This window comes from Pseudonocardia sp. OZ21, from assembly GCF_059359135.1.
This window is the reverse complement of record NZ_JCADBN010000003.1, coordinates 36,433-49,707: the sequence shown is the minus strand read 5'-3', so window position 1 is coordinate 49,707 and position 13,275 is coordinate 36,433. Positions and strand designations below refer to the sequence as shown.

At 71.7% G+C, this 13,275-nt stretch carries 14 protein-coding genes; 13 read left to right on the top strand and 1 reads right to left on the bottom strand.

Annotation, left to right across the window (positions count from 1 at the left end; all coding sequences use genetic code 11):
• The first annotated feature begins 64 nt into the window (after nt 1-64).
• The 10 genes from ftsH (at nt 65) to AC5L35_RS07050 (ending at nt 9,520) form a co-directional block, all read left to right on the top strand.
• A complete protein-coding gene (gene ftsH / locus AC5L35_RS07095) occupies nt 65-2,485 on the top strand; it encodes an ATP-dependent zinc metalloprotease FtsH (RefSeq protein ID WP_495058751.1) in 2,421 nt (806 codons plus the stop codon).
• A 77-nt stretch (nt 2,486-2,562) separates the two neighbouring features.
• Nucleotides 2,563-3,126 carry a GTP cyclohydrolase I FolE gene (folE, locus tag AC5L35_RS07090; RefSeq protein WP_495058750.1) on the top strand — a complete coding sequence of 188 codons (564 nt, stop codon included), beginning with the start codon at nt 2,563-2,565 and terminating at the stop codon, nt 3,124-3,126.
• A gap of 59 nt (nt 3,127-3,185) precedes the next feature.
• Nucleotides 3,186-4,016, top strand: coding sequence for a dihydropteroate synthase (folP, locus tag AC5L35_RS07085; protein ID WP_495059243.1), 831 nt, complete (start codon nt 3,186-3,188; stop codon nt 4,014-4,016).
• The gene (gene folB, locus AC5L35_RS07080; protein ID WP_495058749.1) at nt 4,013-4,402 is read left to right on the top strand and encodes a dihydroneopterin aldolase; all 390 of its coding nucleotides are present in this window, start codon (nt 4,013-4,015) and stop codon (nt 4,400-4,402) included. The genes folP and folB overlap by 4 nt, the downstream gene beginning before the upstream one ends.
• On the top strand, nt 4,399-4,908 hold the full coding sequence (folK, locus tag AC5L35_RS07075; protein WP_495058748.1) for a 2-amino-4-hydroxy-6-hydroxymethyldihydropteridine diphosphokinase: 510 nt from the start codon (nt 4,399-4,401) through the stop codon (nt 4,906-4,908). Before folB ends, folK begins: the two co-directional genes overlap by 4 nt.
• A complete protein-coding gene (locus AC5L35_RS07070; protein ID WP_495058747.1) occupies nt 4,905-5,366 on the top strand; it encodes a DUF3180 domain-containing protein in 462 nt (153 codons plus the stop codon). The genes folK and AC5L35_RS07070 overlap by 4 nt, the downstream gene beginning before the upstream one ends.
• Nucleotides 5,367-5,406: 40 nt before the next feature.
• Nucleotides 5,407-6,684: a PrsW family intramembrane metalloprotease gene (locus AC5L35_RS07065; protein WP_495058746.1), complete on the top strand. Its 1,278-nt coding sequence runs from the start codon at nt 5,407-5,409 to the stop codon at nt 6,682-6,684.
• A gap of 200 nt (nt 6,685-6,884) precedes the next feature.
• Nucleotides 6,885-7,778 (top strand): Rossmann-like and DUF2520 domain-containing protein, encoded by an 894-nt coding sequence (locus AC5L35_RS07060; protein WP_495058745.1) that lies wholly within the window; start codon nt 6,885-6,887, stop codon nt 7,776-7,778.
• Complete coding sequence (panC, locus tag AC5L35_RS07055; protein ID WP_495058744.1) at nt 7,775-8,650, top strand: pantoate--beta-alanine ligase; 876 nt, start codon at nt 7,775-7,777, stop codon at nt 8,648-8,650. Before AC5L35_RS07060 ends, panC begins: the two co-directional genes overlap by 4 nt.
• 12 nt (nt 8,651-8,662) lie before the next feature.
• Entirely contained in the window at nt 8,663-9,520 is an 858-nt protein-coding gene (locus AC5L35_RS07050; RefSeq protein ID WP_495058743.1) for a type III pantothenate kinase, read from the top strand.
• Here AC5L35_RS07050 and AC5L35_RS07045 read toward each other — a convergent pair.
• Complete coding sequence (locus AC5L35_RS07045; protein ID WP_495058742.1) at nt 9,436-10,182, bottom strand: class I SAM-dependent methyltransferase; 747 nt, start codon at nt 10,180-10,182, stop codon at nt 9,436-9,438. The two genes, AC5L35_RS07050 and AC5L35_RS07045, sit on opposite strands and share 85 nt — an antisense overlap.
• Before the next feature lie 129 nt (nt 10,183-10,311).
• Here AC5L35_RS07045 and lysS point away from each other — a divergent pair, with 129 nt between their 5' ends.
• The 3 genes from lysS to AC5L35_RS07030 all read left to right on the top strand — a co-directional run bounded on the left by lysS (nt 10,312) and on the right by AC5L35_RS07030 (nt 13,112).
• Nucleotides 10,312-11,766, top strand: coding sequence for a lysine--tRNA ligase (gene lysS / locus AC5L35_RS07040; RefSeq protein ID WP_495059242.1), 1,455 nt, complete (start codon nt 10,312-10,314; stop codon nt 11,764-11,766).
• A 114-nt stretch (nt 11,767-11,880) separates the two neighbouring features.
• Nucleotides 11,881-12,225: a histone-like nucleoid-structuring protein Lsr2 gene (locus tag AC5L35_RS07035; protein WP_169400252.1), complete on the top strand. Its 345-nt coding sequence runs from the start codon at nt 11,881-11,883 to the stop codon at nt 12,223-12,225.
• Between the two features lie 83 nt (nt 12,226-12,308).
• Nucleotides 12,309-13,112 carry a siderophore-interacting protein gene (locus AC5L35_RS07030; RefSeq protein ID WP_495058741.1) on the top strand — a complete coding sequence of 268 codons (804 nt, stop codon included), beginning with the start codon at nt 12,309-12,311 and terminating at the stop codon, nt 13,110-13,112.
• Nucleotides 13,113-13,275: the final 163 nt, after the last annotated feature.

The window sequence follows — 13,275 nt, the reverse complement described above, 5'->3', positions numbered from 1 at the left end:
GCTGCGCCGGGTCTCCGTCGGAGAATCTCGCCAGGGAGGGTGAAGGCCGCACGGCCGAAGCTGCATGGACCGCAAGCGCCTGCTCCGAAACCCGCTGATCTGGATCCTCGCCGCGATCCTGGTCTATTTCACCTTCAGCGTGCTCTTCGACGACACGCGCGGCTATACCCGGGTTGACACGTCGGTCGCGCTCGCCCAGATCAGCAGCGGCAACGTCAAGGACGCGCTGATCGAGGACAACGAGCAGCAGCTGCGCCTCACCCTGAACCAGCCGGTCAACGGCGCCACCCAGGTCATCACCCAGTTCCCGGCGCAGACGAGCGGCCCGATCGTGCAGGCGCTGGAGACGGCGGGCAACAAGCCGTCGTTCAACACGGTCGTGCGCCAGGAGTCGTTCCTGACCACGATCCTCATCTACCTGATCCCGCTCGGCCTCGTGCTGCTCATCCTGTTCTGGATGATGAACAACGCGCAGGGTGGCGGGAACCGCGTGATGTCCTTCGGCAAGTCGAAGGCCAAGCAGCTCAACAAGGACATGCCGAAGACCACCTTCGGTGATGTCGCGGGCGCCGACGAGGCGGTCGAGGAGCTCCACGAGATCAAGGACTTCCTGCAGAACCCCGGTCGCTACCAGGCGCTCGGCGCGAAGATCCCGAAGGGCGTGCTGCTGTACGGCCCTCCCGGCACCGGCAAGACGCTGCTCGCGCGCGCCGTGGCCGGCGAGGCGGGCGTGCCGTTCTACACGATCTCCGGCTCCGACTTCGTCGAGATGTTCGTCGGTGTCGGTGCGTCCCGGGTGCGCGACCTGTTCGAGCAGGCCAAGCAGAACTCGCCCTGCATCATCTTCGTCGACGAGATCGACGCGGTCGGCCGCCAGCGCGGCGCGGGCCTCGGCGGTGGCCACGACGAGCGTGAGCAGACGCTCAACCAGCTCCTCGTCGAGATGGACGGGTTCGATGCCCGCGGCGGCATCATCCTGATCGCGGCCACCAACCGGCCCGACATCCTCGACCCTGCGCTGCTGCGGCCCGGTCGCTTCGACCGCCAGATCCCCGTCGGCGCCCCCGACCTCGCGGGCCGGCGCGCGATCCTGGCCGTCCACTCCAAGGGCAAGCCGTTCGCCAACGACGTCGACTTCGAGGGCCTGGCCAAGCGCACGGTCGGCATGTCCGGCGCCGACCTCGCCAACGTCGTCAACGAGGCCGCGCTGCTCACGGCGCGGGAGAACGGCACGCTGATCAACGGCGCCGCGCTGGAGGAGTCCGTCGACCGTGTCGTCGGCGGTCCCCGCCGCAAGGGCAAGATCATCTCCGAGCAGGAGAAGAAGATCACCGCCTACCACGAGGGCGGCCACGCGCTCGCGGCGTGGGCGATGCCGGACCTCGAGCCGGTCTACAAGCTCACGATCCTGCCTCGCGGCCGCACCGGCGGTCACGCCCTCGTCGTCCCGGAGGACGACAAGGGCCTGATGACCCGTTCGGAGATGATCGGGCGGCTGGTGTTCGCGATGGGCGGCCGGTCGGCGGAGGAGCTCGTCTTCCACGAGCCCACCACCGGTGCCTCCTCCGACATCGACCAGGCCACGAAGATCGCCAAGGCGATGGTCACCGAGTACGGCATGAGCGCGCGGCTGGGTGCCGTGCGGTACGGCCGCGACCAGGGCGACCCGTTCCTCGGCCGTTCTATGGGCAACCAGGCCGACTACTCACTCGAGGTCGCCCACGAGATCGACGAGGAGGTGCGCGCGCTGATCGAGGCCGCGCACACCGAAGCGTGGGAGATCCTCAACACCTACCGGGACGTGCTGGACGACCTGGTGTTCGAGCTCCTGGAGAAGGAGACGCTCACCAGGAGAGACCTCGAGCGCATCTTCGACCGGGTGGAGAAGCGGCCGCGGATCACCGCGTTCAACGACTTCGGCGGGCGCACCCCGTCGGACAAGCCGCCGATCCAGACGCCGGCGGAGCGGGCGAGGGAGCGCGGCGAGCCGTGGCCGCCCCACACCGAGCCGCAGCGCGAGCCTGCTCCCGTCGGGTCCTACCCGGGCGGCGGCGGTTACGCGGTGCCCACGCCCGGTCCCAACGGTGGTCCGGTGCCCACGCCCGGTCCCGGTCCGCACGGCGGGTACCCCGGTGGCCCCGGTCAGCCTCCGTTCCCGGCAGCAGCAGCCCCCGGCGGGTACGGCCCGCCCACGGCTCCGCAGCAGAACTGGGGTCCTCCGATGCAGCAGGCCGGGCCCGTGCAGCAGTCCAACCCCGGGCAGCCCAACTCCGTACAGCCCAACTACGGCGCGCCGGCCGACTGGCGTCCGGCCACCACGCCGCACGGACAGCCCTGGCCGCCGGCCGGGCAGTGGCAGCAGCCCCCGTGGCCGCCCACCGCTGCTCCGCCCGCCGCGGGCAACGGTCACGCCGACGGGCCTGTTCCGCCGCCCGCGCCGCCGCAGGAGAACGGTAAGGGTCCGGACGAGGACGGGTCGCGCTGAGCTCGGGAGCACTGGGCGACACCGGGGCCTCCGCGGACGAGGCGTTCGCGCGAGGCGCCGCGGACGGTAAGCCCAGGATGGATCGGGAGCGCGCCGAGGCCGCGGTGCGCGAACTGCTGATCGCGATCGGGGAGGACCCCGAGCGCGACGGTCTGCGCGACACCCCGGCCCGGGTCGCCCGGGCCTACGAGGAGATCTTCGCCGGCCTGTACGTCGAACCGGACACCGTGCTGGAGAAGACGTTCGACGAGCACCATCAGGAGCTCATCCTCGTCAAGGACATCCCGGTGTTCAGCACGTGCGAACACCACCTCGTGCCCTTCCACGGCATGGCGCACGTGGGTTACATTCCGAACGTGGATGGGCGCGTCACCGGGCTGTCCAAGCTGGCACGGCTGGTCGACCTCTACGCGCGGCGCCCCCAGGTGCAGGAGCGGCTCACCGGGCAGGTCGCCGACGCGATGGTGCGCAAGCTCGCCCCGCGCGGTGTGATCGTCGTGATCGAGGCCGAACACCTCTGCATGGGCATGCGGGGCATCCGCAAACCGGGATCGCGCACCGTGACGTCGGCGGTCCGCGGGATGTTCCAGTCCTCGCCGACGTCGCGGGCCGAGGCACTCGCCCTGATCCGGAGCGGGTGAGGTAGGTGGGCACCCGCCCGGACCTACCCGGACTGCCCCGGCCGGGGCGGTGCGTGGTGATGGGCGTCCTCAACGTCACGCCCGACTCGTTCTCGGACGGGGGCCGGTATCTCGACCGCGAGCACGCGGTGGCGCACGGCGTCGCGATGCACGAGGCCGGAGCCGATCTCGTCGACGTGGGCGGTGAGTCCACCCGCCCCGGCGCCGGTCGTGTCGAGGCCGACGTCGAGAAGGCTCGCGTGCTCCCGGTGATCCGGGACCTGGTGGCCGAGGGTGTGCGGGTCAGCATCGACACCACGAGGGCTGCGGTGGCCGAGGCGGCCGTCGAGGCAGGCGCCTGCGTGGTCAACGATGTCTCCGGCGGCCTCGCCGACCCCGCGATGGCCGCCACCGTCGCTCAGGCGCGCGTGCCGTGGATCCTGATGCACTGGCGCGGACACAGCGACCGGATGAACTCGCTCGCCACCTACGAGGACGTGGTCGGTGAGGTGCGTGACGAGCTCGTTGCGAGGGTGGACGCAGCCGTGCTGGCCGGTGTCGAGCCGTCGTGCCTGGTGCTCGACCCCGGCCTGGGCTTCGCGAAGACGGCGGCGCACAACTGGGCGCTGCTGCGCAGGCTCGACGTGCTGACCGCGCTCGGTTTCCCGGTGCTGGTCGGCGCCTCCCGCAAGCGCTTCCTCGGCCAGTTGCTGGCCGCCGCTGACGGCACGCCGCGGCCGTTCGACTACCGCGACGGCGCCACGGCGGCGGTGAGCGCTCTGGCGGCCTACAACGGCGCGTGGGGGGTGCGGGTGCACGACGTGCACAGCACGCTGGACGCGGTCGCGGTGACCGCGGCATGGCAGCTGGGCACGTCGCGGGCCCGCACCGCGTCCCAGGACGGGCGATGACCGACCGGATCGAGCTGCGTGGGCTGAAGGTCCGCGGGCACCACGGGGTGTTCGACCACGAGCGCCGCGACGGGCAGGACTTCCTCGTGGACGTGACGGTCTGGATGGACCTGGCTGCTGCCGCGGTGTCCGACGACCTCACCGACACCCTGCACTACGGGGTGCTCGCCCAGCGGGTCGCCGCGATCGTCGGGGGTGAGCCGTACAACCTCATCGAGGCCGTGGCGGGGCGCGTCGCGGACGACGTCATGACCGACGTCCGCGTGCAGGCCGTCGAGGTCGTGCTGCACAAGCCGCAGGCTCCGATCCCGCTGGAGTTCGCCGACGTGTCCGTGGTGGTCCGCCGCTCGCGCCGCGACCCGCAGCCGCGGATCATCCCGGCGTGACCCGCGCCGTGCTGTCGCTCGGCTCGAACCTGGGCGACCGGTTCGCCCACCTGCGCGCGGCCGTCGAGGGGTTCGCCGACGTGCTGGTCACGGCATCGCCGGTGTACGAGACGGCCCCGTGGGGTGGCGTGGAGCAGGACGACTTCCTCAACGCCGTGGTCGTCGTCGACGACCCCCACACCGACGCCTGGGGGTGGCTGCGCCGCGGCCAGGGCCTGGAGGACGCGTCCGGCCGGGTCCGTGAGGTGCACTGGGGTCCCCGCACGCTGGACGTCGACATCGTCACGGTGGACGGCCCGGACGGCCCGGTGCGCAGCACGCATCCGGACCTCCTGCTGCCGCACCCCGGCACCCCGGAGCGCGCCACCGTGCTGCGCCCGTGGCTCGACGTGGCCGCGGACGCGGAGCTACCCGGCCACGGCCTCGTGGCCGCGCTGCTGGCGGCGCTGGGGCCGGACGCCGAGTCCGGGATGCGGCGACGCGACGACCTGGTGCTCGTGCCATGACACTGACCCGGCCCCGCCACCTGCTCGCCGTCGCGCTCGTGACGGGGCTGATCGTGAACCTGATCGTCCGGCTGACCTACAACTCGCTCCCGGCGCTCCCGCTCCCGGCCGGGGCGACGTTCGGCGTGCTGGGGGTGGCCGAGGCGCTGGCCGGGAGCGCCCTGCGCTCCCGTATCCGGCGCCGGCCGGGAACGCAGCCGGTGCAGCCGCTGGTGGCGGCCAGGGCGGTGCTCGTCGCCAAGGCGTCGTCGCTGGCCGGCGCGGTCATGGCGGGTGTGTGGGCCGGGCTGCTCGCCCACGTGCTGCCCCGGGCCGCTCAGGTCACGGCCGCGGCTGACGACTCGCTGGCGGCGGGCGTCGGACTGGCGTGCGCCCTCGTCCTCATCGGTGGCGCTCTGTGGCTGGAATGGTGCTGCCGCACCCCTGAAGACGACTCCGGCGAGAAGCCGGGTGAGTGACGTGCACGCCCCGTAGTGGCCGCCCGTAGGCTCTCGGCCCATGGCGCAGGCGACCCGGGCCGTTCCGATGCCCACATTCGGGCGGCAGCGCCGCGGCGTGCTCGGCCCGGTGCTCGGACTCGTCGCACTGGCGATATGCGGGCTGATCGTCCTCGGGATGTTCGGCAGCACCGTCGGGCCGGGCGGAGTCCTCGTCGGTGCGCTGTGTGCGCTCCTGCCGGTCGGCCCGGTCGTCGCGACGTTCCTGTGGGTCGATCGCTGGGAGCCGGAGCCGCCGCGGCTGCTGCTGACCGCGTTCCTGTGGGGCGCGTGCTTCGCCGCTCTCACGGCGCTGCTGATCAACTCGAGCGCCGTGCTGGTGGCCGACGAGGTCGTCGGACGCGGGAGCGGTGACGTCCTCGGGACGGTCGCGATCGCCCCCGTGGTGGAGGAGGCGGTGAAGGGCATCTTCGTCGTCGGTCTGCTGGCTCTGCGCAGACGGGAGTTCGACGGGATCGTCGACGGGATCGTCTACGCCGGGCTGGTCGGCGCGGGTTTCGCGTTCACCGAGAACATCCTCTACATCGGCCGGGCCTTCTCCGAGGGCTCCATGGTCGGGCAGGGCAGCGGGGTGGTGGCCGTGCTCCTGCTGCGCGGTGTGCTCTCGCCGTTCGCCCACCCGCTGTTCACGGTGATGACCGGGATCGGCGCCGGAATCGCGGCCCGCAGCCGCAGCCTGGGCGTCGCGCTGGTCACGGTGCCCCTCGGCTACCTGCTGGCGGTGACGCTGCACGCGCTCTGGAACGCGTCGGCTTCGCTGTACGGCGGCGCCGTGTTCTTCACCGTCTACGGGTTCATCATGGTGCCGATGTTCCTGGCCGTGGCGGCCGTCGTGGTGTGGCAGCGCAGGCGCGAGCAGCGCACCGTGATCGACCAGCTGCCCGGCTTCGCCCGTGCCGGCTGGATCGCGCCGAGCGAGGTGCCGCTGCTGTCGAGCCTGGCCGGCAGGCGCGGCTGGCGGGCCGCGGTGCGGCGGGGCTCGGGCCGACAGGTGGCGAAGGCCGTCTCGGAGTACCAGGACGCCGTCACCGAACTCGCGTTCCTCCGGGCGAGGATGGAGCGCGGTGCGGTCGGGCCCTCCGGGGTGTTCCGACACGACGAGGCGCTGGCCGGCCTCCGCCAGGCGCGCGCCCGCGCCGTGGGCCACCCCGAGGCGTTGACGGTCGCCATGCGGCACCGGGGCAACGAGAACTGGACGCCGCCGCCGCCTGGACCGCCGCCCGTAGCGTCGATGCCCCCCGATGCGCCCCCGCAGAGCTGGCCGCCCCGACGTCACTGACCGGGTCACCCCCCGTACCGGTGCTGCCGGCACGGCTCCTCGTCGCACTCGCCGGGCCGCGTAACCTGTGCTCGCGTCGCGACGGCGGCAGTGGCTCGTCGTCCGGTACCTCAGCGGCACGGCTGGCCTAGGAGGGTGCTGAACAGCTCCGCTCGCAGTAGGGCCGGGTTGTTCAGCGCGCTCCTAGCGAGGAGATGGTGATGGGTGCAGGCAGGCCGGCCCGGCTCGCCGTCGGGGTTGTCTCGGCAGGACGGGTCGGAGCCGTCGTGGGTGCCGCCTGGGCGGCCGCGGGGCACCGGGTGGTCGCCACCTCCGGGGTGTCCAGGGCGTCGGTCAAGCGCGCCGAAGCGCTGCTGCCCGGCGTACCGCTGCTGGCCCCCGACGAGGTCGTGGCGGGTGTCGACCTCGCGCTCCTCGCCGTCCCGGACGACGTGCTGCCCGGCCTGGTCCGTGGGCTCGCCGCCGCAGGCAGCTTCCGTCCCGGCCAGATCGTCGTGCACACCTCCGGCGCCCACGGTGTGGCTGCGCTCGCCCCCGCCGCCGAGCACGGCGTGCTCCCGCTGGCCCTGCACCCGGTGATGACGTTCACCGGCCGCACCGAGGACGTCGCGCGGCTCGCCGGCTGCAGTGTCGGGGTCACCGCCACGGGAGGTGACGAGGCCGCGTGGAGCGTCGGCGAGGCGCTCGTGGTGGAGATGGGCGCGGAGCCGGTGCGGATCTCGGAGGAAGTCCGTCCGCTCTACCACGCCGCGCTGGCCCACGGCGCCAACCACCTCGTCACGCTCGTCCGCGACTGCGTCGAGACCCTGGAGAAGGCCGGCATCAGCCCGGCCGAACGGCTCGTCGCGCCGCTGCTGTCGGCCGCGCTGGACAACGCGCTGCGCCACGGCGACCGCGCGTTGACGGGCCCGGTGGCGCGCGGCGACGTCGAGACGGTGCGCACGCACCTGCGTGAGCTCTCCGCCGCCGACCCCGACCTCGCGCAGACCTACCGGGTGCTCGCCGCCCGCACGGCGCGGCGGGCGTTCGCGGCCGGTCTGTTGTCCGAGTACGCCGAGAAGGACGTGCTCGCCGTTCTGGAAGGCTCCTCATGACGGTTCGTACGCAGGGCGGCTACGCCCCGGGCCAGCTGGTCGTGCACAGCTCGCCCGCCGAGATCGCGCCGGTGACGCGTGCACTGCGCAGCGCGGGCCGCAGGGTGGTGCTCGTCCCGACGATGGGCGCACTGCACGAGGGCCATCGGGAGCTGATCCGGCACGCGCGGCGCACCCCCGGAGCCACCGTCACGGCGGTGTCGATCTTCGTGAACCCCCTGCAGTTCGGGGCGGGTGAGGACCTCGACCGCTATCCGCGGTCGCTCGATGCCGATCTCGAGGTGTGCCGCGAGGAGGGCGTGGAGCTGGTGTTCCTCCCCGAGGTGGCCGACATGTACCCCGAAGGCGCCGACACCACGATCGTGCCCGGCCGGCTCGGCGACGAGCTCGAAGGTGCCGCCCGGCCCGGTCACTTCGGTGGGGTGCTCACCGTGGTCGCGAAGCTCTTCCACATCGTCGCCCCCGACGTCGCGTTCTTCGGCGAGAAGGACTACCAGCAGCTGATCCTGGTCCGGAAGATGGCCCGCGACCTGGACTTCCCGGTGTCGGTGGTGGGTGTGCCCACCGCCCGTGAGCCCGACGGTCTCGCGCTCTCGAGCCGCAACGTCTACCTCTCCGCCGACGAGCGGTCCCGCGCGGCCACGCTGCGGCGCGCCCTGGCCGCCGGAGCAGCGGTGTCGGCTCGCGGCCCGGGAGCCGCGCTGGACGCGGCACGCGCGGTGCTGGCGGAGGAGCCCACGCTGCAGGTGGAGTACCTCGAGCTGCGCGACCCCGACCTCCGGCCGGACCCCACAGCCGGTCGCGCGCGGCTCCTGGTCGCGGCGCGGCTCGGGCGCACCCGCCTGATCGACAACATCTCCGTGCAGCTGTAAGGGGACGGCGCCGTGCTGCTCTGCGTGGACGTCGGCAACACCCAGATCGCGCTGGGGCTCTACGCGGACACCGACGCCGAGGGTGAGCCCGAGGTCGACCCGCCACTGGTGCACGACTGGCGGATGCGCACCGACCCGCGCATGACCGCCGACGAGCTCGAGGTCGCCGTCAACGGCCTGCTCGGCCGCTACGCCACCGAGGTCACCGGAGTCGCGGCGCTGTCCACCGTGCCGAGCCTGCTCCGCGAGCTGCGGCTGCTCATCGACCGCCGTGGTGACCCGAACGTCGTCGTGGGGCCCGGCGTGCGCACGGGCGTGCCGCTGCTGGTCGACAACCCGAAGGAGGTGGGCACCGATCGCGTGATGAACACCCTCGCCGCCCACCGCCTGTTCGACACCGCGTGCATCGTCGTCGACTTCGGGACGTCCACCAACATCGACGTGGTCTCCGCCAAGGGGGAGTTCCTCGGCGGTGCGCTCGCCCCGGGCATCGAGATCTCGCTGGAGGCGCTGGCCACCCGCGCGGCCGCACTGCGCACCGTCGAGCTGGTCCGGCCCCGCTCGGTGATCGGCAAGAACACGGTGGAGTGCCTCCAGTCCGGCGTGCTCTACGGATTCGCGGGCCAGGTGGACGGGCTGGTCAGACGCATCCTCGTCGAGCTCGGGCCCAAAGCGGGCCCGGTCACCGTGCTGGCCACCGGCGGCCTCGCGCCGCTGATGGTCGGTGCCTCGGAGACGATCACCGAGTTCGTGCCCGACCTGACCCTGCTCGGCCTGCGGCTGACCTACCTGCGCAACATCCGCACCACGTCGGTGACGAGCGGGAGCTCGAACTCGCCTGCCGACGTCTCGGGGCGCGTCGCGAGGTAGGCCCGGACCCGTGCGAACGCCGCGTCCCGGTCGGCAGGATCGGCGACGAGCGCCCACGAGTGCGTGCTGAGGGTCGCGACCAGGCCGTCGACCGTGGTGCGAACCGGGTTGGGGTGGACGGTGTGCTGGCTCGCCTCGAAGGCCTCGTGCTCGGGCAGCCGGAGGCCGGCGTCGGCGCGGTCGCGGACCCGCCGCTCGATCAGGGCAGCCGCCCGGTGGTAGCCGGCCACCCACTCGACGCCTCCGTCGTCGCCGTTCCACAAGGCGGCGAGCACCCCGCCGGCCCGCAGGACGCGGGCGATCTCCGGCAGAGCGCGCTCCGGGTCGAACCAGTGCCAGGCTTGACCGACCAGCACGGCGTCGACCGAGGCGTCCGGTAGCGGGATCGCCTCCGCGTTGCCTTCGCGCGCGTCGACGTCCGGGAATCGGGACCGCAGCTCGGCGAGCATCGCCGGGTCGGGCTCAACGGCGACGACGGGACCACGGCCGTGCAGCGCGCCCGTGAGCTTTCCCGTGCCGGCGGCGAGATCGAGTAGCTGGAGCGATGGCCGAGCGGCCACCGGCTCCAATGCCCAGTCGACGGCGTTCTCCGCGTACTCCGGACGGTGGCGGGCGTATTCGGCGGCCGCGGTGCCGAAGGACCGGGCCCGGGATGTCGTCACACGATCGACCGTACGTCGCCCCGGATCGGGCCGGGAAGACCGGCCGGAAACCCGGGAGCGGGCCTCACTAACCTGGAGTCTGTGAGCACCGAGCCCTTCGACGGCCCCGACAACGAGCTTCCCGAACAGATGCGGGTGCGCCGGGCCAAGCGGGCCGAGATGCTCGCCCAGGGCCGGGACCCCTATCCGGTCGCGGTCGAGCGCACGCACAGCCTCCGTGAGGTGCGGGCCGCCCATCCCGATCTGCCGCCGGACACGGGCACCGGGGAACAGGTCGGCGTCACCGGGCGGGTGATCTTCCTGCGCAACACCGGCAAGCTCTGCTTCGCCACGCTGCGGGAGGGCGACGGCTCGGAGCTGCAGGCGATGCTGAGCCTCGCGCTGGTGGGCGACGAGGAGCTGGCCCGCTGGAAGTCCATCGTCGACCTCGGTGACCACGTCTTCGTGCACGGCGAGGTGGCCACCTCCCGCCGCGGCGAGCTGTCGGTGATGGCCGACCGTTGGGAGATGGCGGCAAAGTCCGTGCGCCCGCTGCCGGTGGCACATCGCGAGCTCTCCGAGGAGCTGCGCGTACGCCAGCGTTATATCGACCTCATCGTCCGGCCGCAGGCGCGGGAGATGGTCCGCAACCGCGCTCAGGTCGTTCGGATGCTCCGGTCGGTGCTCCACGAGCGCGAGTTCGTGGAGGTCGAGACACCGATGCTGCAACTGCAGCACGGTGGCGCCACTGCGCGTCCGTTTGTCACCCACGCCAACGCGCTCGACGTCGATCTGTACCTGCGGATCGCCCCGGAACTGTTCCTGAAGCGCAGCGTGGTGGGCGGCATCGAACGCGTCTTCGAGATCAATCGGAACTTTCGGAACGAGGGCATCGACTCCACGCACTCGCCCGAGTTCGCGATGCTCGAGGCGTACCAGGCGTACGCGACCTACGACGACATGGCCGACCTGACACGCGAGATGGTGCTGGCCTCCGCACGCGCCGTCTTCGGTTCGACGGTGATCCGGCACGCTGACGGGACCGAACACGATCTGGGCGCCCCATGGCGATCGGTGACGCTGCACGCGGCCGTCTCGGAGGCGGTCGGCCAAGAGGTGACCCTGGACACTTCGATCGAGGATCTGCGCAAGCTCGCGGCGGCACGCGACGTCGAACTCAAGGATTCATTGAGTGCCGGTGAGATCGTGCTGGAACTGTTCGAGAAGCTTGTGGAGCACACACTCGTCGAGCCGACGTTCGTTCGCGACTACCCGATCGAGGTCCGGCCGCTGACCAGGCGGCACCGCACCGAGCCGCGGCTCGCCGAGGCCTGGGACCTGATCGTGTTCGGCACGGAGCTCGCCACCGCGTACTCCGAACTGGTCGATCCCGTCGAGCAACGGGAAAGGCTCTACGCCCAGTCCTTGCTCGCCGCGGCAGGAGATGTCGAGGCGATGCAGCTCGACGAGGACTTCCTCCGTGCGATGGAGTACGGAATGCCGCCGTCAGGTGGGATGGGAATGGGCATCGACCGGCTGCTCATGGCGCTCACAGGGCTCGGAATCCGGGAGACCATTCTGTACCCGATCGTGCGTTCTGAGTAACTACCAGGAGTGTTGGGCGGCCCGACTCGACAGTCGCACTGAATTGGATATATCGTGCGCGTTGATGCGGCGTCGCCGCAGAACAACAACGATGAAGTATGGAGGGCTGCGACGGTGGCGCAGATCCGTGAGATCCGACTGATCGACGACCTGGACGGAGAGGCCGCCGACGAGACGGTCGAGTTCGGTGTCGACGGCAAGAACTACGAGATCGACCTCTCGAAGGACAATGCGGAGAAGCTGCGGGACTCACTCGCGGCGTTCGTGGCGGCAGCGCGTCGTTCCGGTGGCGGACGTCGCCGCGGCGGTACGGCAACGAGCGCTCCCGCGCGCCGTCCGTCCATCGACCGCGAGCAGAACCAGGCGATTCGCGACTGGGCCCGCAAGCGGGGCATGAAGGTTTCCGACCGGGGGCGTATTCCGGCCGAGGTGCTCGACGCATACCACCAGGAGAACTGAGTTCACGGGACGGGTGAGGGCCGGCGGGGTGCGCCGGCCCCGTCCATCTGTTTAGGGTGTCCTAACCCGGCAGAGGAGGTCCCGTGGCTCGTAGGACGACCGTCCTGGAGGTCCGCCGTACCGAACGGCTGACCCCGAACATGATCCGAGTGGTGGCCGGGGGCGGTGACCTCGATGGTTTCCCCGACACGCCCTACACCGACCGCTACGTGAAGATCCTTTTCCCGCGCGCAGGCGTTGCCTGGCCCGAGCCGTTCGACATGGACGTGATCCGGGCGGAGCTACCGCGCGAAGAATGGCCGATCACGCGCACGTACACGGTGCGTTCCTTCGATCCGCACGCCCGTGAGCTGGCGATCGACTTCGTCGTGCACGGTGACACGGGTGTCGCGGGGCCGTGGGCGGCAGCGGCCCGCCCCGGCGACGTACTGCGGCTCCTGGGTCCCGGCGGCGCGTACGCACCTGACCCCGAGGCCGACTGGCACCTGATGGTCGGCGACGAGAGTGCGCTGCCCGCCATCGGCGCGGCCTGCGAACGTGTCCCGGCGGGGGTGCCAGTGCACGCCGTCCTCGAGGTGGCCGACGCCGCCGAACAGCAGCACCTGAGTTCACCGGGTGATCTGCGGGTCACCTGGCTCCATCGCAATGCCGACACACCTGATCAGCTGGTCGGGGCCGTGCGGGCCATGCCCTTTCCTCACGGGCGCGTACATGCGTTCGTTCACGGCGAGGCGGGCCTGGTGCGCGCGGTGCGAACCCACCTTGTCGGCGAGCGTGAGGTGGACCGCGAACTGCTGTCCGTCTCCGGATACTGGAGACGCGGACGCAACGAGGACGGCTGGCGTGCGGACAAGGCAGCGGAGCGTGCGGCTGCCTCGGCAGGCTGACCAGCGGGTCCACCCGGGCAATGGGCCGATCGGGAATCCGGACAGGCGTTGCAACGTTGTTTCCACTACGAACGACCCGGGCGACCATCGCCCCCGGGCCGATACAGTGGTACCCGGGGTGTACGCGGCGCAGCGCGCGCCGGTGCATGGCGCAGCCAGGCTA

What these genes read in the sequence shown, in the direction of transcription:
- lysS (WP_495059242.1), top strand. Translation starts at nt 10,312, where the DNA reads ATGCGGGTGCGCCGGGCCAAGCGGGCCGAGATGCTCGCCCAGGGCCGG.
- AC5L35_RS07060 (WP_495058745.1), top strand. Translation starts at nt 6,885, where the DNA reads ATGGGTGCAGGCAGGCCGGCCCGGCTCGCCGTCGGGGTTGTCTCGGCA.
- panC (WP_495058744.1), top strand. Translation starts at nt 7,775, where the DNA reads ATGACGGTTCGTACGCAGGGCGGCTACGCCCCGGGCCAGCTGGTCGTG.
- folB (WP_495058749.1), top strand. Translation starts at nt 4,013, where the DNA reads ATGACCGACCGGATCGAGCTGCGTGGGCTGAAGGTCCGCGGGCACCAC.
- ftsH (WP_495058751.1), top strand. Translation starts at nt 65, where the DNA reads ATGGACCGCAAGCGCCTGCTCCGAAACCCGCTGATCTGGATCCTCGCC.
- folP (WP_495059243.1), top strand. Translation starts at nt 3,186, where the DNA reads ATGGGCGTCCTCAACGTCACGCCCGACTCGTTCTCGGACGGGGGCCGG.
- folE (WP_495058750.1), top strand. Translation starts at nt 2,563, where the DNA reads ATGGATCGGGAGCGCGCCGAGGCCGCGGTGCGCGAACTGCTGATCGCG.
- AC5L35_RS07070 (WP_495058747.1), top strand. Translation starts at nt 4,905, where the DNA reads ATGACACTGACCCGGCCCCGCCACCTGCTCGCCGTCGCGCTCGTGACG.
- AC5L35_RS07065 (WP_495058746.1), top strand. Translation starts at nt 5,407, where the DNA reads ATGGCGCAGGCGACCCGGGCCGTTCCGATGCCCACATTCGGGCGGCAG.